18 protein-coding genes and 1 tRNA gene are annotated in these 21,384 nt (G+C 69.4%); 5 read left to right on the forward strand and 14 right to left on the reverse strand.

Going from position 1 to position 21,384, the window contains the following annotated elements; translation table 11 throughout:
- Positions 1-56: 56 nt before the first annotated feature.
- A complete protein-coding gene (locus OG883_RS24645) occupies positions 57-1,493 on the reverse strand; it encodes an MFS transporter (RefSeq protein ID WP_266544719.1) in 1,437 nt (478 codons plus the stop codon).
- A gap of 121 nt (positions 1,494-1,614) precedes the next feature.
- On the opposite strand from OG883_RS24645, the gene OG883_RS24650 reads away from it, so the two are divergent.
- Positions 1,615-2,505, forward strand: coding sequence for a helix-turn-helix transcriptional regulator (locus OG883_RS24650; RefSeq protein ID WP_266549401.1), 891 nt, complete (start codon positions 1,615-1,617; stop codon positions 2,503-2,505).
- A gap of 137 nt (positions 2,506-2,642) precedes the next feature.
- Here OG883_RS24650 and OG883_RS24655 read toward each other — a convergent pair.
- The 6 genes from OG883_RS24655 to OG883_RS24680 all read right to left on the reverse strand — a co-directional run bounded on the left by OG883_RS24655 (position 2,643) and on the right by OG883_RS24680 (position 6,671).
- Positions 2,643-2,715 (reverse strand) — tRNA-Ala (locus tag OG883_RS24655).
- A gap of 117 nt (positions 2,716-2,832) precedes the next feature.
- Complete coding sequence (locus tag OG883_RS24660) at positions 2,833-3,495, reverse strand: histidine phosphatase family protein (RefSeq protein ID WP_266549403.1); 663 nt, start codon at positions 3,493-3,495, stop codon at positions 2,833-2,835.
- On the reverse strand, positions 3,492-3,923 hold the full coding sequence (gene rsfS, locus OG883_RS24665; protein ID WP_266549405.1) for a ribosome silencing factor: 432 nt from the start codon (positions 3,921-3,923) through the stop codon (positions 3,492-3,494). Before rsfS ends, OG883_RS24660 begins: the two co-directional genes overlap by 4 nt.
- An 84-nt stretch (positions 3,924-4,007) precedes the next feature.
- Complete coding sequence (locus tag OG883_RS24670) at positions 4,008-5,828, reverse strand: LCP family protein (protein ID WP_266544722.1); 1,821 nt, start codon at positions 5,826-5,828, stop codon at positions 4,008-4,010.
- A 19-nt stretch (positions 5,829-5,847) separates the two neighbouring features.
- Positions 5,848-6,471: a nicotinate-nucleotide adenylyltransferase gene (gene nadD, locus OG883_RS24675; RefSeq protein ID WP_266544724.1), complete on the reverse strand. Its 624-nt coding sequence runs from the start codon at positions 6,469-6,471 to the stop codon at positions 5,848-5,850.
- Between the two features lie 38 nt (positions 6,472-6,509).
- On the reverse strand, positions 6,510-6,671 hold the full coding sequence (locus OG883_RS24680; RefSeq protein WP_266544727.1) for a hypothetical protein: 162 nt from the start codon (positions 6,669-6,671) through the stop codon (positions 6,510-6,512).
- 272 nt (positions 6,672-6,943) lie between these two features.
- Here OG883_RS24680 and OG883_RS24685 point away from each other — a divergent pair, with 272 nt between their 5' ends.
- A complete protein-coding gene (locus OG883_RS24685) occupies positions 6,944-8,044 on the forward strand; it encodes a M48 family metallopeptidase (RefSeq protein ID WP_266544731.1) in 1,101 nt (366 codons plus the stop codon).
- Positions 8,045-8,060: 16 nt separating this feature from the next.
- On the opposite strand, the gene OG883_RS24690 is transcribed toward OG883_RS24685, so the two are convergent.
- The 6 genes from OG883_RS24690 to OG883_RS24715 form a co-directional block, all read right to left on the reverse strand.
- Positions 8,061-9,137 (reverse strand): hypothetical protein, encoded by a 1,077-nt coding sequence (locus tag OG883_RS24690; protein WP_266544733.1) that lies wholly within the window; start codon positions 9,135-9,137, stop codon positions 8,061-8,063.
- Positions 9,138-9,224: 87 nt separating this feature from the next.
- Complete coding sequence (locus OG883_RS24695; protein ID WP_266544736.1) at positions 9,225-9,836, reverse strand: hypothetical protein; 612 nt, start codon at positions 9,834-9,836, stop codon at positions 9,225-9,227.
- A gap of 216 nt (positions 9,837-10,052) precedes the next feature.
- Positions 10,053-11,336, reverse strand: a complete 1,284-nt coding sequence (locus tag OG883_RS24700) for a glutamate-5-semialdehyde dehydrogenase (protein ID WP_266544739.1) — start codon at positions 11,334-11,336, stop codon at positions 10,053-10,055.
- Between the two features lie 64 nt (positions 11,337-11,400).
- Positions 11,401-11,919, reverse strand: coding sequence for a hypothetical protein (locus OG883_RS24705; RefSeq protein WP_266544742.1), 519 nt, complete (start codon positions 11,917-11,919; stop codon positions 11,401-11,403).
- 132 nt (positions 11,920-12,051) lie between these two features.
- A complete protein-coding gene (gene proB, locus OG883_RS24710; protein ID WP_266544745.1) occupies positions 12,052-13,179 on the reverse strand; it encodes a glutamate 5-kinase in 1,128 nt (375 codons plus the stop codon).
- 120 nt (positions 13,180-13,299) lie between these two features.
- Positions 13,300-15,060 carry a hypothetical protein gene (locus OG883_RS24715; RefSeq protein WP_266544748.1) on the reverse strand — a complete coding sequence of 587 codons (1,761 nt, stop codon included), beginning with the start codon at positions 15,058-15,060 and terminating at the stop codon, positions 13,300-13,302.
- 409 nt (positions 15,061-15,469) lie between these two features.
- On the opposite strand from OG883_RS24715, the gene OG883_RS24720 reads away from it, so the two are divergent.
- Positions 15,470-17,044 carry a hypothetical protein gene (locus tag OG883_RS24720; RefSeq protein WP_266544751.1) on the forward strand — a complete coding sequence of 525 codons (1,575 nt, stop codon included), beginning with the start codon at positions 15,470-15,472 and terminating at the stop codon, positions 17,042-17,044.
- A gap of 78 nt (positions 17,045-17,122) precedes the next feature.
- Here OG883_RS24720 and OG883_RS24725 read toward each other — a convergent pair whose 3' ends face one another.
- Positions 17,123-18,331: an acyltransferase gene (locus tag OG883_RS24725; RefSeq protein ID WP_266544753.1), complete on the reverse strand. Its 1,209-nt coding sequence runs from the start codon at positions 18,329-18,331 to the stop codon at positions 17,123-17,125.
- A 299-nt stretch (positions 18,332-18,630) separates the two neighbouring features.
- On the opposite strand from OG883_RS24725, the gene OG883_RS24730 reads away from it, so the two are divergent.
- Together OG883_RS24730 and rfbC are read left to right on the forward strand one after the other, a co-directional pair.
- Positions 18,631-20,694, forward strand: a complete 2,064-nt coding sequence (locus tag OG883_RS24730; RefSeq protein WP_266544761.1) for a glycosyltransferase family 2 protein — start codon at positions 18,631-18,633, stop codon at positions 20,692-20,694.
- A 75-nt stretch (positions 20,695-20,769) separates the two neighbouring features.
- Complete coding sequence (gene rfbC / locus OG883_RS24735) at positions 20,770-21,369, forward strand: dTDP-4-dehydrorhamnose 3,5-epimerase (RefSeq protein WP_266544762.1); 600 nt, start codon at positions 20,770-20,772, stop codon at positions 21,367-21,369.
- The last annotated feature ends 15 nt before the right edge of the window (positions 21,370-21,384 follow it).

Here is a 21,384-nt window from a genome sequence, read left to right on the forward strand (position 1 = left end):
CCGTTCTGGCCGGTGTCCCTCCGGCCGTCCGATTCTGCCATGGCCACGCAAGAGCGTCAGCGGCGTTTATGTACGAGACCGGCCACGGCACCCAAGATCGACGCCGCCGCCAGCGCGAGTGCGCACACCCACAGTGCATCGGCGGACCCCTGTGCCCCGGGAACCGTCTGCCGATTCAGGAAAAGTGTGCCGAATACGGCGACGCCGATCACCTGGCCGAGCTGGGTGACGGTCACCAGCAGCCCGCTGGCATCCGCCGCGTCCTGCGGCTCCACGGTCGCGAGCGCACCCGTGAGCGTAGGGCTGAAGGCCAGCGAGAGACCGACGCCGACGGCCACGAAGGCGACGTACATCCACGGCCCGCCGTCGCCACCGTCCCGCAGCACCGCACCGACCGCCGCCGACCCGAGTGCGGTCAGCGTGAAACCGCCCGCGACCAGCATCTTCTGGAGTCCGGCGGGCCAGCGCCGCCAGGTCAGCCCGACCGCCCCGAAGACCAGCGCGGTCGGCGCGAACATCAGCCCCGCGCGGAGCGCGCTGTAGCCGAGACTGCCCTGGACATGGAGGGTGAGGACGAAGAGGAAGCCCGCGTTCACCGCCATCACCACGGCGATCCGCAGCACCGCACGCCCCATCCCCGGGATGCGCAGTACGCGCGGTGCGATCAGTGGCGCGCCGCCGCGGCCCGCCAGCCGCGACTCGTACGCAAGGAAGAGGCCGAAAAGTGCCGTGGACACGGCCAGGGAGAGCCAGGACCAGAGGGGCCAGTCCTGTTCCTGCCCGAGCACCAGCGGGACGGTGAACAGGGACACGGCGGCGGCGAGCAGCACCAGACCGGGCAGATCGAGCCCCCGGGCGCGCTCGGGCTCGTCCCGCCGGTCCTTCGGCAGCACCCGCGCGCCCAGCACCAGGAGTGCCGCACCGATCGGAACATTCACCAGAAAGACGGGGCGCCAGCTCGCGCCGAAGAGGTCCGCGCTGACCAGCACACCGCCCACCACCTGCCCGGCGGCGGCTCCGGTGGCAAGGACCGCGGAGTAGGCGCCGAGGGCCCGCACCCGCCCCTCACCGGTGAAGTTCCGCTGGATCAGGCTGAGCACCTGGGGGATCATCAGGGCCGCGCCCGCGCCCTGGACCAGCCGGAAGGCGATCAACTGGCCGGTGCCCACGGCGAGTCCGCAGGCGAGCGAGGCGGCCGTGAAGAGCAACAGGCCGCCCAGATAGGCCCGTCGGTGTCCGAGCAGATCGCCGAGCCTGGCTCCGGTGATCAGCAGAACGGCGTACGCGATGGTGTACCCGGCGATGACCAGCTGCAACCCCGCACCGGACGCGTCGAGTTCGGTACGGATGGTGGGGGCGGCGACGTTGACGATGAAGGTGTCGAGCAGCGCCATGAACTGCGCGGCCAGCACGACCGCGAGCAGCAGGCGTGGTCCGTTGTCAGTGCCGGGGGCTTTACTGAGCAGTGGAGTTTCCGGAGAGGTCGTCGTCATGGCTGCGAGCCTGACGGCCTTCCGGTACGGGTAACGAGAGCCCACCGATGCTGGTACTGACAGCACCTGGCAAGCGGGGTCCCGGGCCTCGACCATGGGGGGTGTGACCACGATGACGGCGATGAACACGACCGGTGCGGCGCATGGCACGGCCAGCGGTGCGGCACACGGCGCGGCACAGCAGCGCCGCAGACCGGAGCTGGCCACGTTCCTGCGCAGCCGCCGGGCGCGGGTGACGCCCGCCGATGTGGGCATGCCGCCGGGGCTGCGCCGCCGCACACCCGGGCTGCGCCGCGAGGAGGTCGCCCAGCTCTCCGGTGTCGGCATCACCTGGTACACCTGGCTGGAGCAGGGCCGCCCGATCAATGCCTCGGCCCAGGTCCTGGACGCCGTGGCGCGTACGCTCCGGCTCGACCAGCCGGAGCGGGAGCACCTCTATCACCTGGCAGGGGTGCCGTACGCCCCGGACAGACAGGCGGACGCGGAGAACGTCGGCCCGGAGATCCAGGGCATCATCGACGCCCTCGACCCGCATCCCGCCGTGGTCTACAACGCGCGGTACGACATCCTCGCCACGAACCCCGCCTACCGTGATCTGTTCGCGCTGCGCGGTCTGGAGGCCCTTGGCGTACGCAATGTGCTGTGGACGCTCTTCATGGTGCCGGAGCCCTCCTGCCCGCTGGTCTTCCGGGAGTCGGAGCTGCCGCTGATGGTGGCGCAGCTGCGCGGTGCGTACGGACGCCATGTGGGCGAGCCGGCCTGGGAGTCGTTCGTCCACCGGCTCTCGGCGTCGAGTGCGTACTTCGCCGAGCTGTGGGAGAGCGGGGACGTCGTCCCGCCCGGGCCGCGGGTGAAGACCTTCCGGCACGATGCCGTCGGCGAGGTGCGGATGACCTCGGTCTCGCTGTCGATCAACGGAATGCCGGAGTGCCGGATCGTTGCCTACACGCCGAACGACGAGGAGAGCCGCGGGCGGATAGAGACACTGCGTGACCTGCGGGGCCGGGAGTGAAGCCAAGGGGCTTGGGGGCGCAGGCGGAGAGCCAGGGGCGAGCGGAGGGCGAGGGGGCGGTGGGGCCGTGGGGGCGAAGCCGAAGGGCCGGGGAAACGCGAAATCCCGCCCTCTGACGAGGACGGGATCCGGGTTTGTGGAGCTAAGGAGAATTGAACTCCTGACCTCCTGCATGCCATGCAGGCGCTCTACCAACTGAGCTATAGCCCCGCGTGTTCTTCGCGCTCCGCGCTGCGAACAAGAAGAACTTTAGCCTGCGACCTGCCGGAAAGTGAAATCCGGGGGCGCCGGCCCGAACCCCGGGCGGGACACCGGAGGCGGCCGGGCTCAGTCGTCGTCGCCGAGGACCGGTTCCGGGAGCGTACCGGCGTTGTGCTCGAGCAGGCGCCAGCCTCGCGCGCCCTCGCCGAGCACCGACCAGCAGCAGTTGGTGAGCCCGCCCAGGCTCTCCCAGTGGTGGGACTCCATGCCGAGGAGCCGGCCGATGGTGGTGCGGATGGTGCCGCCGTGGCTGACGACGACGAGCGTGCCGTCATCGGGCAGCTTCTCGGCGTGGTGCAGCACCACGGGAGCGGCCCGGTCGGCGACCTCGGTCTCGAGCTCGCCGCCGCCGCGCCGCACGGGCTCGCCGCGCTTCCATGCCGCGTACTGCTCGCCGTACTGCGCGACGATCTCGTCGTGGGTCAGCCCCTGCCAGGCACCCGCGTAGGTCTCACGCAGGGCAGCGTCGTAGGAGATGGCAAGCCCGGTGATCCCGCTGAGCTCGCCGGCCGTGGCCGACGCGCGCTTGAGGTCGGAGGCGACGATCGCATCGGGTTTGAGCGAGGCGAGCAGCCGGGCAGACCGGCGCGCCTGGGCGACACCGGTCTCGGTCAGCTCGATGTCCGTGGAACCCTGGAAGCGGCGCTCCAGGTTCCAGGCGGTCTGGCCGTGCCGCCACAGGACGATGCGGCGCCCCGTGCTGCGCTTGCTGTTGTCTCTGCCGTTCAGCTCAGCTCACCTTCCGTGTTGCCGGCGAGCTGTGCGTGCTCCTCGGCCTTACCGCGGGTCTTGAGGGCGTCCTCGGGCAGCGGCAGTTCGGGGCAGTCCTTCCACAGCCGCTCGAGGGCGTAGAAGACGCGCTCCTCGCTGTGCTGGACGTGCACGACGATGTCGATGTAGTCGAGCAGGATCCAGCGGGCGTCGCGGTCGCCTTCACGGCGCACCGGCTTGGCGCCGAGCTCCTTGTTCAGCCGCTCTTCGATCTCGTCGACGATCGACTTGACCTGGCGGTCGTTGGGCGCGGAGGCGAGCAGGAAGGCGTCGGTGATCGACAGCACATCGCTGACGTCGTAGGCAATGATGTCGTGCGCGAGCCGGTCGGCCGCTGCCTGGGCGGCGGCGTTGACGAGCTCGATGGAGCGATCCGTGGCGGTCACAAGCAGGCTTTCGTCGGCGGTCAAGAACCCTTCAAGGGTCTCACGGACCGCCGACAGCCCCTGCCGGATTGTTTCAGGCCCTGATCATTCGACCTTGTAGTCCTGCCCGAGCACGACCGAGACATCGGCGTTCGTGACCGCCTTGCCCTTCTTCACGGCGCTCGCCGGCAGCCCCAGGGTCTTGGCGACCTCCACGGCCTTGGCCTTCTGCGCCTCGTCTCCATAGGTGACCTGCGAGGACGACGCCGTGTCGGCCTTGCCTCCGTCGATGACCGCGTAGCCGCCGTTGACCAGGGAGATCCGCGCGGCCTCCGTGGCGCCGGTGCTGCCGGTGGCGTTCTTGATGCCCACACGGACGGCCGCGCCCTTCTCCGGTGCGGTGACCGAGCCGCCCAGGACGTCCTTGACGACGCTGTTGGCGGTCTGCTGGGTGAGAGTGCCGTCCTGCTGCACCGGGAGCACCGCCGTCTTGTAGTCGCCGCCCTTGGCGTGCTCGGCGAGCTTGGCGAGCGAGGCGCCCAGGTCGCTCTCGCGCAGGGACGGGTCGAGGATCTGCGCCAGCGTCTCCACGGCGAGGGTCGCGGACTTCGGGTCGTCCGGGAACTTCCGCAGGACGCCCTGCATGACCTGGCCGAAGCGCTGGAGCTGCTTCGCCTCGGCCTCGCCGGGCCCGAGGTAGGTGGCGTAGGCGACGGCCATCCGCCCGTTCAGTGTCTGGTTCTCGCCCTTCTTCACCACCGGCTCCTGGCCCTTCTTGGCGGCGGGCACCTCGGTGTCGGTGGTCAGGTCGATACTGCCGACCTGCTCGACCAGATTCTCCAGATACGGAGTGTCCAGCCGCCAGGTGCCGGTGATCTTGGCTCCGAGGAGGGAGCCGATCGCCTCGCGGGTGCCTGTGGAACCGTCGTCCTCGACGGACTTGCCCAGCGTGGTGGCGGTGCCGTCGTCGTTGCCGACGGAGAGCGCGTTGGGGAGCAGGACGGTGGTGCCCTGCTCGGTGGTGACGTTGTCGACAAGGAGGGCCGTGGAGGTGCCCTCCTTCTTGGTGTTGTGCAGATGCACCACGATCACGTCCCGCTGCTGCGGGCCGGTGGCCGTGTTGTTCTTCTGGCCGGAGTCCGAGAAGCCGGGCAGCTTGCCGGCGGACCAGAGGTAGCCGACACCTCCCACGACCGCGAGCGCCAGGACGACCGCGAGCGCGACGACGCGGTTCTTGCTCCGGCGCTTGGCCTCCTCGCGGCGTTCGGAGCGGCTCTCGGTGAACTTCAGCCAGTCGATGACGTCTTCGGAGTCCTCGTCCGGCTCCTCGATGAAGGAGAACTGCTCGGTCCGGTAGTCCCGGTCGGCCGCGGGACGGCGCTGCTCGGGCACGACGGCCTGCTCCGGCGCGGGCGCCGAAGGCGCGGGCGGGGCGGGCTGCTGCTGCTGCTGCTGCTGCGACTGCGACTGATATTGCTGCTGTGCCTGGTGTTGCTGCTGCTGTTGCTGTGCCTGATATTGCTGCTGCTGATCCTGTTGCTGTTGCTGTTGCTGGTGCTGGTGTTGCTGCTGCTGCGGGAAGTTCCACTGTTGGGTGGTGTCGACGGCCGCGGGCTGCCGGCCCGTGTCGTAGCCGTAGCCCTCGTACCCGTACTCCTGGCTCTGCGGCTGCTGGGGCTGCGGCTGCTGGCTGCCGTACGGGTCGTACTGCTGGGGCTGGGCGTACGGGTCGTATCCGTAACCCTGGTCCTGATGGCGGCCCTGGTCGTGACCCTGGCTCTGCGGCTGCTGAGAGTGCTGCGGCTGCTGCTGCGCGTAGGGGTCGTACTGCTGGGGCTGCTGATACACCGGCTGCCCGTACTCGTCGTAGCCGATGATCTGCGGCTGCTGGTAGTACGGGTCGTACGGATTCTGCTGGTCGTTCACCGGTGCCCCTCTCCGTGGCTCATTCGCCGCGGTACAACTGGCGCTTGTCGATGTAGCGCACCACACCGTCCGGCACCAGATACCAGACCGGATCGCCCTTGGCGACCCTCGCCCGGCAGTCGGTGGACGAGATGGCCAGTGCCGGGACCTCCACCAGAGAGACCCCGCCCTCGGGCAGTCCGTCGTCCGTCAGGTCGTGACCCGGACGAGTCACACCGATGAAGTGGGCGAGCGAGAACAGCTCGGGTGCGTTCCGCCAGCCGAGGATCTGGGAGAGCGCGTCGGCTCCGGTGATGAAGAAAAGATCCGCGTCGTCATTGAGGGAGCGCAGGTCCCGCAGCGTATCGATCGTGTACGTCGGCCCGCCGCGGTCGATATCGATACGGCTCACCGAGAACTGCGGGTTGGACGCCGTGGCGATGACCGTCATCAGATAGCGGTCCTCGGCCGGAGAGACCGCCCTGTGAGTCTTCTGCCACGGCTGCCCGGTCGGTACGAACACCACCTCGTCGAGGTGGAACAGAGCGGCCACCTCGCTGGCGGCCACCAGGTGTCCATGGTGGATCGGGTCGAACGTCCCGCCCATTACGCCGATCCGGCGCCTTCCGGAAACGGAACCGCGAGACACTTCCTGCTCTCCCATGCGTGCAGAGCCTACTGGCACGGCTCTACGACTCCGACTCAGCGGTCGCGGTTGAAGCGGGTGGTGATCCACAGCAGCAGAAGGAGCGCGAGGAGCGCGCCGCCGCCGGTGAGGTAGGGACTGAGGCTTTCGTGGTTGCCACCGTGCTCGGTGCCCTCGGCGAGAGTGACCAGGTTGGCAGCGGTGCTGGCGAGGCTCATCTTCGGCAGGACCAATCGATCGGGAGTCGGAGCTCGGGAGTCGGAGCTGCGAGTCGGAGCGGAGACGTCGCGCACATCGTATGCGGGCCGCCCGGGCACGCTCACGTCGACTCAGTCGTTGTTCCGGTCGTCGCCGCCGTCTTCGCCGTGGCTGCGCAGCAGAAACCAGGCGAGCAGGGCGTTATCCACAGCCCCCGGCGCACGGTGGCTCCAGCACCTACGCTGGGGTCCGTCAGGGGGACGAGCCAGGACTCGCACCAACAGGGGGCATGATGACCGAAAGCAGTCACGAGAACGTACCGAGCAGGCAGCGCAAGCGCTTCCCGGGCATCTCTTCACGGGCGTACGAACATCCGGCGGACCGTTCGGCGCTCGTCGCCCTGCGCAAGCTCAGCGGATTCGACACCGTTTTCAAGGCGCTGAGCGGACTGCTGCCGGAGCGCAGCCTGCGACTGCTCTTCCTCTCCGATTCGGTGCGGGTGAGCGACGCACAGTTCGCGCATCTGAACACCATGCTGCGGGACGCCTGCTACATCCTGGACCTGGAGAAGGTCCCGGCCATGTACGTCACCCAGGATCCGCGGCCCAACGCCATGTGTATCGGTCTGGACGAGCCGATCATCGTGGTCACGACCGGGCTGGTGGAGCTTCTCGACGAGGAGGAGATGCGGGCGGTCGTCGGGCACGAGGTGGGCCATGCGCTCTCCGGCCACTCCGTCTACCGCACGATCCTGCTCTTCCTCACCAGTCTGGCCCTGAAGATCGCCTGGATCCCCCTCGGCAATGTCGCGATCATGGCGATCGTGATGGCGCTGCGCGAGTGGTTCCGCAAGTCGGAGCTTTCGGCGGACCGCGCCGGGCTGCTGGTCGGCCAGGACCTGCAAGCCTCGATGCGCGGCCTGATGAAGATCGCGGGCGGCAACCACCTGCACGAAATGAATGTCGACGCGTTCCTGGCGCAGGCCGAGGAGTACGAGGCCGGCGGCGATCTGCGCGACTCGGTGCTGAAGATTATGAACGTGCTCCCCCGCTCGCACCCGTTCACCACGGTGCGTGCCGCGGAGCTGAAGAAGTGGGCCGAAAGCCGCGACTACCAGCGGATCCATGACGGCCACTACCCGCGCCGTACGGAGGACAAGGACACCTCGGTATCCGACTCCTTCCGCGAGTCCGCCTCGCACTACGCCGACACGGTGCGCACGAGCAAGGATCCGCTGATGAAGCTGGTCGGCGACATAGCGGGCGGTGCGGGCGACCTGGGCGGCAAGCTGCGGGACAAGTTCACCGGCGCGGGCACCAGCAGCGGTGGGAGCTCCGGCGGCAATGGGAGCGCGCCGAAGACCGACGGCGGTGCCGGTCAGGGCGAGAGCTGAGCTCCGGGCGCCCCGGTCAGGGCGAGGGCTGAGCTCCGGGCGCCAGCGACCCGCAGAGCGCGGCGGTGGCCCGGCCCGGCGCATACGGGTCGGTGCCCGCCGGACCGCTCCCGTCGGCCCGCTGGCCGGCAAGCAGCGGGCGCAGAGTGCCCGAAGTGTCCGCCGAGCATGCCTGCGGGCCGGCCTGGACATAGCTGACCAGCAGTTCCGCGCGGTGGTGGCGCAGATCGTCCCGGTCGAAGCGGAAGTGCAGTTCGCGGCGGACGGTGAAGAGTGAGGCCTCGCTCGACTGCGGCTCGCCCGCCGCGGCCCGCCGCAGCGCATAGGTGAAGGTGTGGTCCGACGTCACCTCCAGGGCGTCGGACCGCGTCTCGGTGACCTGCAGCGTGCCCTGCACCCGCACCTCGTCCCCGGCCAGCGCCACCTTGGCGGGGTCGTAGCGCACCAGCCAGCCGGCGGCGGCATGGCGCCCGTCGCCGGCCGGGGACGCGATGCTGCGGTCGAACTGCTCCAGCTGGTCCGGGTCGAGCAGCACCCGCACCGGCCGCACCGCGCCGCCGGTGAGCACATCGGGGTCGAGCGAGGACTCCACGAGGTAGTCCTTGGCGGTGGTCAGCGCGGTCATCACCTGGCTCTCCGAGAAGTGCGCGGTGCGCCGGGCGGCGGGCAGGGTGACGCCGGAGGCTCCGATGCGGAACTGGGCGGCGGGGCTGTGCGCATAGAGCTGCGCGGGGGCGCCGCCGGGGACCCGGCCCTGCGGCGCGAGCGGGACCACCGTGATGCGCAGCGGTTCGACGCGCTTGGCGGATGACGTCGGGTAGGGGTGCCGGACGCCCAGATAGATCGCTGTTCCGAAGGCGATCGAGATCAGCAGGACGAACAACAGGATCTGCTTGGAGGCTTTCCGGCCCTTCCAGGCGGGGAGGCTGCGCACGGCTCGCGCGTGCTCGCCCATGCGCTCCACGGCGGAGAACTCCTGCACCCGGGCAGCCCGTACAAACGCTTCGTCGAAGACGACGGACCGGTACTCGTCCTCACCACCGCCGGGGAGTCCCTCGGGTGTCCCCTCGGGCGGGTCTCTGCGCCCAGCCATACTTTCAGGTTAGGTCCGGCAGGGCCACGATAAACGCCCTGGTACACGACAAGTTCTGACGAGATCTCCCGCAGTCGCTCAGGGGGATCAGGGCGTGCGGGGATCGGCGGATACGGGCGGCGCCGAGTACTCGGCGGAGGCGGAGGGCCCGCCGATGCGGTCCGTGGCGGAGCTGCTCGTGGGTGCGGTGTCGACGCCGGTCGTCGCGGGCGGCGGCACCCGGTCCTGACGGTTGGCCGCGGCTCCCCGGTAGACGGCCGTGAAGGCGAGGGCGACCATCCCGATGCCCATCACCAGGGCCAGGATCCAGGCCACCGGGCGGTGCCAGCGGGCCGTTCCGCGGTAGGGGCGCAGGGCGCCGCCATGCCGTCCGTACGGGCCGCCGTACTCGTCGTCGGGGTCCCCGCCGTCATCGTCGTCGTACGCCCGGCCACGGCCGTACTCGCCACCGTCGTCGTACTCGTCGTAGAGATCGTCGTCGGACGGCCCGCCGCCGGATCTGGAGCGGGTGGCCTCGGCCTCGGCGCGCGCCTGGGCGGCCGCGAGCAGCCGCTCCACAGCGGTCGGCTCGTGGATCTCGGCGGCTCGTACGAAGTCCTCGTCGAACACCACGGAGGCGAAGTCCTCGTCCGCGCCCCCGCGGTCGTCGTCGGGCTCCCAGCCGTCCGGGAACGGCCTGCCCCCCACGTCGTCCGGCACGCCTTCAGAGTAGACCGGGGCGGTCGGTTTGGGCAGGGAGAGCGTGAACTCTCCCTGCGCGGGTGACGCCTCGCGCCGCGCCCTTGACAGCTGCCGGCAGTTGCCCGGGCGACCACGGGAAACGGCGATCGGTCGGTCACCCGGCCACCGGGCCGGTCACCGGGGCAGCCATCGCGGCAGCCACCGGGGCGATCACCGGGGCAGCCACCGGGGCGGTCACCGGGTGTGACCGTCTCCTGTCACGATGTACTTCGTCGAGGTCAGCTCCGGCAGGCCCATGGGCCCACGCGCGTGCAGCTTCTGGGTGGAGATTCCGATCTCGGCGCCGAATCCGAACTGGCCGCCGTCCGTGAAACGGGTGGACGCGTTCACCGCGACCGTCGTGGAATCCACCAACTGGGTGAAGCGGCGGGCCGCGGCCTGCGAGGTGGTGACGATCGCCTCGGTGTGCCCGGAGGACCAGAGGCGGATGTGGGCGACGGCCGCGTCCAGCGAGTCGACGACGGCGGCGGCAATGTCGTAGGAGAGGTACTCCGTCTCCCAGTCCTCGGCCGTGGCCGCCACGAGGGTGGCCTTGGTGCCTTCGCCGTATGCCAGGACCCGCTCGTCGCCGTGCACAGTCACACCGGCCGCGGCCAGCGCGTCCAGGGCACGCGGCAGGAAGTCGGCCGCGACGTCCTGGTGGACGAGCAGCGTCTCGGCAGCGTTGCAGACGCTCGGGCGCTGCGCCTTGGAGTTGATCAGGATGTCGACGGCCATGTCGAGGTCGGTCTGGGCGTCGACATACACATGGCAGTTGCCGGTGCCGGTCTCGATCACGGGGACGACGGACTCCTCGACGACCGTACGGATCAGCGAGGCTCCGCCGCGCGGGATCAGTACGTCGACCAGGCCGCGGGCGCGCATCAGCTCCCGTACGGACTCCCGGCTCTCACCGGGCACCAGCTGCACGGCGTCGGCCGGCAGACCTGAGCCTCCGACCGCGTCCCGCAGGACCTTCACCAGCGCGGTGTTGGAGGAGTACGCGGAGGACGAGCCGCGCAGCAGCACGGCGTTGCCGGACTTCAGGCAGAGGGCTGCGGCGTCCACCGTGACGTTCGGGCGGGCCTCGTAGATGATCCCGACGACGCCGAGGGGGACCCGCACCTGGCGCAGGTCGATACCGTTGGGCAGCGTCGAGCCGCGCACCACCTCACCGACCGGGTCGGGCAGCGCGGCCACGTGCCGTACGTCGGCGGCGATGGCCCGCACCCGCTCCGGGGTCAGCGTGAGCCGGTCGATGACCGACTCGCTGGTCCCGGCCTCCCGGGCGCGCGTGATGTCCTCGGCGTTCGCCGCGACGATCTCGCTCGCACGGACCTCGAGCGCGTCCGCGATCGCCAGCAGCGCGTCGTCCTTCGCCGAACGCGGCAGCGGCGCGAGGTCGGCGGCAGCGGCCCTGGCCCGATAGGCGGCCTGGGCGACCGGGGAGAGGTTGTCGTACGGCGAGAGCGAGGTCATACCCGCAGGGTAATGGCCTCCCCGCGGGCATCCATCACCTATCCCGTACTGCGAGACGGAAGGCTCAGAAGGGGTGTACGCCCACCGGGGCCGCCGGCGGCGGGCCGTAGCCCTCCGCGATGCGCTGGTGGTACGTCTGGCGGTCGATGACCTCCAGGCCCACGATCTCCCACGGCGGCAGTCTGGCGCTCGAGCGGTGCTCGCCCCACAGTCGCAGTGCCACGGCCGCCGCGTCGTGCAGGTCCCGCGCCTCCTCCCAGTAGCGGATCTCCGCGTGATCGTTGGCATACCTGCTGGTCAGCAGGAAGGGATGGTCGTGCGCGAGCTGTTCCAGACCGCGGCGGACCTCCTTCAGCGGGGCCTCGGCGCCGGAGACGCTGAGCGTGATGTGCCAGAGCTTGGACAGCACGTGCTCGTCGCCGTACGTGCCCGTCTCCGCTCCCGTCTCCCCGCTCTCTTCTCCGTCGTCGAAGTCTGGGCCCGCTCCGACGCTGGTCAGGGTTCGTTCCTCGCCCACGGCCCTACGGGCGTGAGGGATGCCCACACTCCCTCGGGGCACATCCCCTGGGCGCGCTCGTCTCACCGGCGGCCTCCTGTTGCATGCGTCGTGTTGCTGTCCCCCGCCATTGCTCCGCAACAAAGTTGACCAGTCCGGCGCGGAACGTGGGGCGCTTTTGGTGAAGGTCTCTGCCCCGAGGCCGGACTTTCAGCCGTTTCAGGGGTGCAGGACGACCAGATCGTCCCTGTGTACGACTTCCCGCTCGTAGGCCGCCCCCAGCTCCTTGGCCAGCTCCCTGGTGGAGCGGCCGAGCAGTTGCGGGATCTCCTTGGCATCGAAGTTGACGAGCCCGCGGGCCACGGCCCGGCCCGTGGTGTCGCGCAGCTCGACCGGGTCCCCGGCGCTGAACTCGCCCTCGACCGCGGCGATCCCGGCCGCCAGGAGCGACTTCTTGCCCTCCACGACGGCCCGTACCGCGCCGTCGTCGAGGGTCAGCGCGCCCTGTGGGGTGGAGGCGTGGGCGAGCCAGAGCAGCCGGTCGGCGGAGCGGCGTCCGGTGCTGCGGAAGTACGTGCCGGTGGCGCGGCCCGCGAGGGCGTCGGCGGCGCGGCTGGCGGAGGTGAGGACCACGGGGACGCCCGCGGCCGCCGCGATCCTGGCCGCCTCCACCTTGGTGACCATGCCGCCGGTGCCGACGCCTGCCTTGCCCGCGCTGCCGATCTGCACATGGGCGATGTCCTCGGGGCCGCGTACTTCCTCGATCCGCGAGGTGCCCGGCTTGGCCGGATCGCCGTCGTAGAGCCCGTCGACGTCCGAGAGGAGGACCAGCAGATCGGCCCGTACGAGATGGGCGACGAGCGCGGCCAGCCGGTCGTTGTCGCCGAAGCGGATCTCGTCCGTCGCCACGGTGTCGTTCTCGTTGACGACCGGGACGGCGCCCATGGCCAGCAGTTGGTCGAGGGTCCGGTAGGCGTTGCGGTAGTGGGCGCGACGGCTGGTGTCGTCGGCGGTGAGGAGCACCTGTCCGACGCGTACGCCGTAGCGCGCGAAGGAGGCGGTGTAGCGGGCGACGAGCAGGCCCTGACCGACGCTGGCGGCGGCCTGCTGGCGGGCGAGGTCCTTGGGGCGGCGGGCGAGGCCCAGTGGCGCGAGGCCGGCGGCGATGGCGCCGGAGGAGACCAGCACTATCTCCTTCTCGCCGCCGCTGCGGATGTTGGCGAGTACGTCGACGAGAGCGTCCACGCGGTCGGCGTCGAGTCCGCCGGAGGCGGTGGTCAGGGAGGACGAGCCGACCTTGACGACGATCCTGCGGGCTTGCGTTACCTGCTGTCTTGCCACTGTCACAGGGCCGAATCTATGTCAGGGCGGGCGCGGGGCGCGCATGCATTCCGATCGCTGGACATCCGGTCCCCGCCGCCGCGGCCCTGGTGGCGGGCGGCGTCGCGGCGGCGGGGACCGGCTGCGTCACGGCTGTATGTCGATGCTGCTCAGCCGGTGCGAGTACAGGACCCGGCCGCAGGGCGACGGGTCCGTGGCCGCGCAGCTCGGGTAGGTGTAGTTCTCGCGGTGCTCCGAGACCGACCACGCAATCGGCTCGCCGCCGATGGTCTCCCGGTGCTCCACATACAGATCCTCGGGGCCGACGGCGGTCTGGACGCCGCCTCCGGTCGTGGCCAGCACGCCGGAGGCGTTGACCTTCGCCCGGTGGATCGTGCCGTTGCTGTGGCCGTGGCTCTGGTTGATGTAGAAGTTGCCGCTGCGGCGGGCGATTCCCTGGGCCCCGCCGGAGGCCATGGGCAGGTAGTTGCTCCAGGTCGAGACCTTGGTCAGGCCGGTGGCGGAGTCGAACTTGGGCTGGGCGGTCGTCGACTCGAGCTGGAGGCCCCAGACGCGTCCGGTCGACGGGTGCGTGCCGTCCGGCTTGCAGTACTCACCCATGACCAGCTCGTCGGGCTCGACGCTGCGGTCGAGGGAGACGTACGACATCTTCGGCGCACCGGTGCTCGCGCAGTACGTGGCGCCCGCCGGGTAGGTCGGGTCCTTCTGGAACCCCCAGGTGTCGACCTGCGGCATCACATAGCGGTATCCGTAGCTGTACCAGACGTTGTTCTGACGGCCGATCTGACGCTTGTCCTGGACGTTGCTGGTGAGTCCGTCCGGGGTCTTGTCATTGGTCGAGGCGTCGTTGTCCGGGTTGAGATCCATGATGTAGCGCATGTCGAAGACCCGGATGCCCGCGCGGGTGTCGGCGACGTACAGGTAGTTGCCGTACCAGACCATGCCGCCGACGTGGATGCCCGTCTGCTCCTTGGCGTCACTGGACTTGACGCCGTCGAAGGAGGTGTTGCCGGGGTTGTTGACGTAGGGCCAGACCAGCAGCACATGGCGGTAGCGGTTGGTGGCGGGGTCGAGGAAGGAGACGCGTACGCCCTTCTCGTTGCACGAGTCGGGGACGTTCTCGCCGTCCGCGCACTCGCTGTAGGCGACCTTCTTGTTCTCGTTGGGGTCGCTCGCGGGGTACTCGTGGTCGCGTCCCGGGTTCCAGTCGTCGTACGAGCCGATGAGGATCGGGCGCTTGGTGTCGGTGCCGCTGCCCCACTTCTCGTCGTCCTGGGCGTCGGAGACTCCGGTGACCGCCTGTGGAATCCACTCGCGCGAGATGGAGTCGTCGTCGTCGAAGCAGTAGCGGTCGACGGGCGAGAGCGGCGAGCCGTCGTCCCCGGCACCGAAGGGGTCGCCGGTGCACTGGGCGCCGGCCCGCATCGTGCGGTTGGCGTCGTTCAGCAGCTTCACCACACCCTGCTTGGGAAGGGCCGCGTCCAGCGCGCGCACCTTCGGGCAGAGGTCGCTGCCGCGCACCATCCGTGCGTCGGCGGGGTCGGCCTTCCCGCCGGGGCTCGTCCAGGCGAGGGTTCCGAAGCCGGACGCGGGGGCCGGGGCGGTCTCGACGCGCGGCTCCTGGATCTCGCTGTTCTCGGGTGACTTGAGCGCCCGGGCGTCGGCCGTACGGGACAGGGCGGTGACCGCGCACGGGTCGGGGCTCGCGGAAGCGGCTGCGACGGCCGCCGGCGCCGCCGAGCGGGCGGACCGGGAGGGCGCGGCCTGGGAGGGCGCGGCCTGGGAGGGCGCGGTGAATCCGGCGGCCAGGACGGTGGCGGCGGCGCCGAGCGCAAGCCACCGGCCGAGTCTCGCGTTCGTGGTTCTGCGTATCCGACTGACAGTCACGTGTCCTCCGTTGTCACTGAGCCTCTGAGGCGAACAGATGCTGACAGCACGGGGATTCAATGGCAATGAATGAGCGATTCCGCTTCGAACCGCACCAACCAGGTCGAGTCTGCCGCCCGGTGAGGGGCCGTCAGTCCTCGGCCGTGGACCGTCGTACGCGGTCGCGAACATCGCACAGGTCGGTCACGGGGTGAAGATGCTGTACGAATGCCCCGCGGTGAAACGCGCCCCGATCGCCCAATGCCCAGGCTCAAACACGGAGTTGAGGGAGGTGAAAAGTGAGCTTTCGTCACCCTGACCTGCCATCAGAAGGAGTTTGCTCACCGAATGTTTGCTCTGCGAGCATCCGTTTGCCTCATTGGCAACGCGAGTCTCGGAGACAACTTTGTCGAAACGTCGAATACCGGTCATGCGTCGTGGGCGGATCATTGCCGCCGGCGCCGTCGCGGCGGTCGCCGCCGGCCTTCTCGTCATCCCCGCCATGGGGAACGAGGCGCCTGGGTCCGACCCCACCACCATGACCGCCACGGCCACGGGGGCCGAGCAGCCGGAAGCGGACTTCGCGGACGCCGACGCGCCCGTGCCCGCATTCACCACCAAGGCATGGGGCGGCCCCGGCACCGCCACACCCTCAAGTGCGTTCGCGCTGAAGGCCGGAGGCAGCCTCACCGGCCGCGTCAAGAAGCTCGACGGCGCACTGCCCAAACAGGGCATCCAGAAGGTACTCAAGGACGCCAACCGCACCATCAGGACCGGCGCGTCGTGCACCACCGACCCGTTCGGCAAGGGCGACAAGGGCACGCCGCTCGCCCCTGCCAGGAAGTACTGCTGGGAGAAGGACGACGCCACGAGCGCCGAGTGGGTCCCGCAGGCCATCACCGGCGTCTCGGACGCCCAGAAGGACGAGCAGTGGGGCTCCAGGCGCCCCGTCCTGATCGGCTCGTACGACAGCCAGAACCCTGGGCGCGGCAACGGCTGCAAGGCCAACGAGTCGGACAAGTGCAACGAGAAGGGTGTGCGCATCACCTTCCTCGACCCGGGTACCAACAAGTACCGCCATGCGCTGCTGGTCTGGCCGTACGTCAGCAAGAAGACGAAGAAGATCAGCTACGACGCGGTGCACGCCAACGAGAAGAAGCACCAGACGGGTGTCCACATCGGCGGCATGGCCTGGTACGGGAACTATCTGTACATCGCCGACACCTTCAACGGCATCCGCGTCTTCGACATGCGCAAGATCATGGACCTCAACCCGGACAACAAGGTCGGCACCCATGACAAGGTCGCCGGCGGCATGAAGGTCAACGTCAAGAACAAGAAGAAGATCGGCCGGCACGGCAAGTCCTGGTACAGCTTCGGCTACCGCTACGTGATGCCGCAGGTCGCCACCTGGACCTTCAAGTCCAAGCAGTACAACAAGGCCAGGACCAAGGGCGGCAAGGCGATCACGTACTGCGCGGGATCGGGCGCGCCGAAGGCCTCGTACCTCTCGGTGGACCGCTCCGCCTCACCGGACGAACTGGTGATGGGTGAGTACTGCCGGGGCACCAAGACCCACCCGTCCACGGGCCGGCTCAGCGCCTATCCGCTCGACGGCGACACGGGGCGGATCGTCTCCGGCGGCGGGGTCACCAAGACGTCCCCCTGGGGCTTCTTCCTCCCGAAGGAGGGCATGCAGGGAGCCGCGCGGTTCAAGGACACGTTCTATCTGAACCAGAGCCACAAGTACTCCAACGGCACTCTGCTGCGGGCCAAGATCTATCCCCGCAGGGGACTGACCGTCGAGGCCCACGCGCCGACGGCCGTGGGGCCGGAGGACCTCTATGTCGAGCACGGGCAGCAGACCGGGAACGCGCCGCTGCTGTGGTCGGTGTCGGAGCACCGCTCCAACACCCCGGACGCCTCGTGCAAGGCGGGTGACAGCTCGCCCTGCGGACGCGTGATCTACGCGCACCGGGTGAGCGACATCCTCGCCCGGCCCTAAGGCAGCCGCAGAAACGGACACGGGGCCCGTACGGCGCGAACCGCACCGTACGGGCCCCTCCTCGTGCCTACGGGCGTGTCAGCGGCTGCCGCTGCCTGCGAGGACCTTCTCGGGCTCCGCCCCGGCCGGTGCGCCGCGCGGACGCTCAGGCCGGCGCCCCAGGTCCTTGAGCTTCATCGCCGGGCGCTCCACCAGATGCCAGGAGGCCACCGCGGCCAGCAGCGCACCGGCCAGCGACAAGGCGAGGTAGGGCCAGAATCCCCAGTGGGCGAGCCCGAACACGACCAGCGACTGCTGCACCACGAAGCCGTAGATGTAGATGCCGTACGAGTAGTCGTGCCGGGCTCCGATCCGGCGGAACGGCGCGGGGAGCCGGATCGCCAGCCAGAGCAGCAGGTAGGCGAAGGCGGGCAGACCCACGGTGTAGAGGTAGCCGAACCGCAGGCTGCCGAGCAGCACCAGCGCGGAGAGCACGCCCAGTACGTCGCTGACGGGAATCCGGTCGCTGTAGAGCTCGATCAGCGTGCCCAGGGCGAACGCGAAGCCCAGATAGAGGATCACGTCCGGGTCGATCGTCCCCATCGCGGGGATCAGCGTGATGCTCTGCGCGTAGGAGGCGTCCGACGTGCCGGCCCAGAAGGGGCTCTGCACCGCGTCCCTGACGACCAGCCAGCCCAGCAGGGCCGTGATGACCAGGACCGTCCAGCGGGCTCGCTTGAGCGCTCCGGTCACCGCCAGCAGGCCCACCGCGAAGTAGCAGAGCACCTCGTAGCGCAGCGACCACAGTGCGCCGTCGAAGCTCGGACTGGTGGCGAGGCCGGCTTCACGGGCCGTCTTCATCACTCCGGAGATGTCGCGCTGTTCCAGGGCGACGGCCCAGTTGGCGTGCAGATAGTCCAGTGGGCCCGACGCATGACCCCAGAAGCCGTCCAGGCTTCCCTGTTGGTACCAGTAGAGGAGGGGGGCGACGGCGAAGGCCGTCGCGGCGAGACAGACCCACAGGCCGGGCAGCAGCCGCAGCGCGCGGTGCCACAGAAAGCGTCCCAGGGGGAGCCGCTTCCCGCTGCGGGTCACGAGGATGCCGGACAGTACGAAGAATCCGTAGACGGACAGCTTGCCCAGGTCGGTCTGGCCGTGGCTGAAGTAGTGGCCGAACTCGGTACTCCCGAAGCCCAGGATGCTCGCGTGGGAGACCACGACGGCGGTCGCCAGCGACAGCCGGATGAAGCCGAGACTGTTGTTCCTGCCGGAGAAGCGCTCGGCTACGGAGCCGTGCGTCCAGCGCATGCGGCGGGTGGGGCCGCTGCGTATGTGCCAGAAAATGGTGGTGCCCCCAAGAAAAGCGCAACTAAAGCGCCCAAGTCTCCCCACCCGTCACTCCGGGTGTCAAAGGATCGTAAGGTACGTCACTTGAGGACGTTGCTGTTCCCGTCGCGCCGCCCCGCACTGTATGGCAGCGCGCGCACGCGGTGTGTCGATCACCCGATAGAGTGCATACGGGCGGCGGCCCGCGCCCCTCGTCGGCCAAGCCGGAACCATCCCCGACCTTAGAGTCCAGGGTTTCCCACAAGAGATGGGGCACAGTCGTGTCAGTCAAAGTGAGTGTCGTCATCCCGGTCTACAACCCGGGTAAGTACATCGATCCCTGCATTGATTCGCTGCTTCGCCAGACACTCCCCGCAGAGGACTTCGAAGTACTTTTCGTCAACGACGGATCGACTGACGACACTCCGGCCAGACTCGATAAACTGGCGACCGAGCACCCGCATTTCCGTGTCATCCACATCCCGAATTCGGGATGGCCCGGAAAGCCGCGGAACATCGGTGTCTCCGAAGCCGAGGGCGAGTATGTCCAGTTCGTCGATCAGGACGACTACCTCGCCTCCGACGCCCTGCGCCGTCTCTTCGAGATGGGACACCGCAATGGCTCTGACATCGTCATCGGCAAGGTGGCCAGCAACTTCCGCGGCGTCCCGCACGGCGTCTTCAAGAAGAACCGCGAGAAGTGCACCCTCCAGGATGCCCCGCTGTACGACAGCCTCACGCCGCACAAGATGTTCCGTACCGAATTCCTCCGCGAGAACAGCATCGCCTACCCCGAGGGCAAGCGGCGTCTCGAGGACCAGCTGTACATGATGCAGGCGTACTTTCCCGCCAAGGTCGTGTCGATTCTCGGTTCGTACACCTGCTACTACTACTCGAAGCGGGACGACGGACAGAACGCGGGATCCGCGAAGATCGTCCCCTCCGGCTACTACGGAAACCTCCGCGAGGTTCTCGACGTCGTCGTCGACAACACCGAGCCGGGTAAATTCCGGGATCTTCTGCTGCGCCGCTTCTACCGCGTGGAGATGCTCGGGCGCCTCAGCGAGCCGCAGGTGCTCAAGTACGACGACGCCTACCTCGCCGAGATGACCGAGGCCGTACGTCCCCTCGCCGAGGACTTCATGGGCGAGGGTGTGGTCGCCGGTCTCGGGCCGGTTCTCCGCCTCCGCTCGGCACTGCTGCGTGACAACAACCAGCAGGGCCTGGTCCGGCTCGGCCGCTTCGCCGCCTCCGTCAAGGCCACGGCGCGCCTCGAGGAGTTCGACTGGCAGCCGGACGGCCGGATCGCCGTCAAGGTCAGCGGCCAGCTGGTGCACGGCGAGGACCAGAAGCCGCTGACGCTGCTCCGCCGCGACGGCCGGCTCTATGTGGACCCCGACATCACCTCGGGGCTGATGGCCGAGGGCGAGCTCCTCGACGTCACCGACGACCTGCGTACGTTCCAGGCCGAGATCTCGCTGCGCAACCGTGAGACGGCGGTCGAGTGGGCCTGCCCTGCCACCTTCAGCACCGAGACCGAGGACCTGGGCGACGACGTCTGCCAGGTCGTTCTGCGCGGCAGCGGCTATCTCTCCTCGGAGGGCGGACCCGGCCGCGGCCCGGTCAGCCGCGGCTTCTGGGACGTCTGGGTACCGCTGCGCGGTCTGGGACTCGTACGCAAGGCCCGCCTCGGCGCCGACCGTGCGGACCACGTCGGCGACAACTGCCTGCCCGGACTGCTCGCCTCCCCCGCCCGCGCGGTCGTTCCGTACTTCACCGACCCGCACGGCAATCTCACCCTCGATGTCGCGCGCCGCGCCAAGAAGATCGCCACCTACCTCGAGGGCCGTCCGGTGCTGCGCATCCCCGGCAGCCCGACCGAGCTCCGGCTGGACATCTTCACCACGGCCGCCACCGCCACCGCCAAGGCGGAGCTGGTACTGAGCTCCCCCGCCGAGGTGTCGCAGGGAGCCGAGGCCGATGGCGAGGCGGCCGCCGCGACCGTCGTGCACACCGTTCCGGTCGCGCTGCGCCCCGTCCAGGGCCGCTCCCACCTGACCGTGCCCACCCGCCTGCCGAACGCCCCGGCCGGCAGCTGGAAGCTCTCGGTACGCCTGGACGGAGCCAAGGGCCCCGCGCTGCCGCTCTGCGGAGTGAGCGTCGACAGGACCGGACGGATCCGGCTCGACGAGACCCTCCCCACGGCCGATGCCTCCCTCGTGCGCAAGCTGACAGCGCGCCGCCGCAACTCGCGGCTGCGCCACACGCTCGGCCCGATCATGCGCCGGCTTCCCCCGTCGGCCCGCAAGAAGATCCGCCGCCTCGCGGCCCGCGTGGTCGGCTGACCGGGCGATCACCCGATCGGCACCGGTCAGCAACTCCCGTAAGCATCTGAAGTACCAGAACAAGGACGTGATCACGTGCGGCAGCTCTCCATCTCCGGAGCCTGGGTGCATGAGCCGAAGGTCTTCCCGGACAGCCGGGGCAGCTTCCACGAGTGGTTCAAGGGGCCGGACTTCGCCGAGGCGGCCGGGCACGGGCTCCAGCTGGCGCAGGCCAACTACTCGATCTCGAGCAGGGGCACGCTGCGCGGCATCCACTTCGCCGACGTACCGCCGAGCCAGGCCAAGTACGTCAAGTGCGTACGTGGCGCGGTCCTCGACGTCATCGTCGACATCCGGGTCGGCTCGCCGACCTACAAGCAGTGGGAAGCGGTCCGCCTCGACGACGTCGACCACCACTCCGTCTATCTGTCGGAAGGGCTCGGCCACGCGTTCATGGCGCTGACGGACGACGCGACCGTCGTCTATCTCTGCTCCGAGGGGTACGCTCCCGGGCGCGAGCACGGCATCAACCCGCTCGACCCCGAGCTGGGGATCGAGTGGCCGGAGGGGATCGCCCCGCTGCTGTCCGACAAGGACGCCGCGGCCCCCACGCTGGCCGAGGCCGAGGAGCAGGGACTGCTGCCGACGCACGAGGCGTGCCAGGCGTACTACGCGGAGCTGCGCGCCCGCGACTGACAGTCGTCACCAGCG

It is taken from the genome of Streptomyces sp. NBC_01142 (assembly GCF_026341125.1).
Classification (GTDB): domain Bacteria; phylum Actinomycetota; class Actinomycetes; order Streptomycetales; family Streptomycetaceae; genus Streptomyces.

Excerpts from the sequence above, each read along its gene's own strand:
- OG883_RS24720 (WP_266544751.1), top strand. The coding sequence starts at position 15,470 with ATGCGTCGTGGGCGGATCATTGCCGCCGGCGCCGTCGCGGCGGTCGCC.
- OG883_RS24645 (WP_266544719.1), bottom strand. The coding sequence starts at position 1,493 with ATGACGACGACCTCTCCGGAAACTCCACTGCTCAGTAAAGCCCCCGGC.
- OG883_RS24680 (WP_266544727.1), bottom strand. The coding sequence starts at position 6,671 with ATGAGCCTCGCCAGCACCGCTGCCAACCTGGTCACTCTCGCCGAGGGC.
- OG883_RS24650 (WP_266549401.1), top strand. The coding sequence starts at position 1,615 with ATGAACACGACCGGTGCGGCGCATGGCACGGCCAGCGGTGCGGCACAC.
- nadD (WP_266544724.1), bottom strand. The coding sequence starts at position 6,471 with ATGGGAGAGCAGGAAGTGTCTCGCGGTTCCGTTTCCGGAAGGCGCCGG.
- OG883_RS24700 (WP_266544739.1), bottom strand. The coding sequence starts at position 11,336 with ATGACCTCGCTCTCGCCGTACGACAACCTCTCCCCGGTCGCCCAGGCC.
- OG883_RS24685 (WP_266544731.1), top strand. The coding sequence starts at position 6,944 with ATGACCGAAAGCAGTCACGAGAACGTACCGAGCAGGCAGCGCAAGCGC.
- OG883_RS24725 (WP_266544753.1), bottom strand. The coding sequence starts at position 18,331 with ATGCGCTGGACGCACGGCTCCGTAGCCGAGCGCTTCTCCGGCAGGAAC.
- OG883_RS24690 (WP_266544733.1), bottom strand. The coding sequence starts at position 9,137 with ATGGCTGGGCGCAGAGACCCGCCCGAGGGGACACCCGAGGGACTCCCC.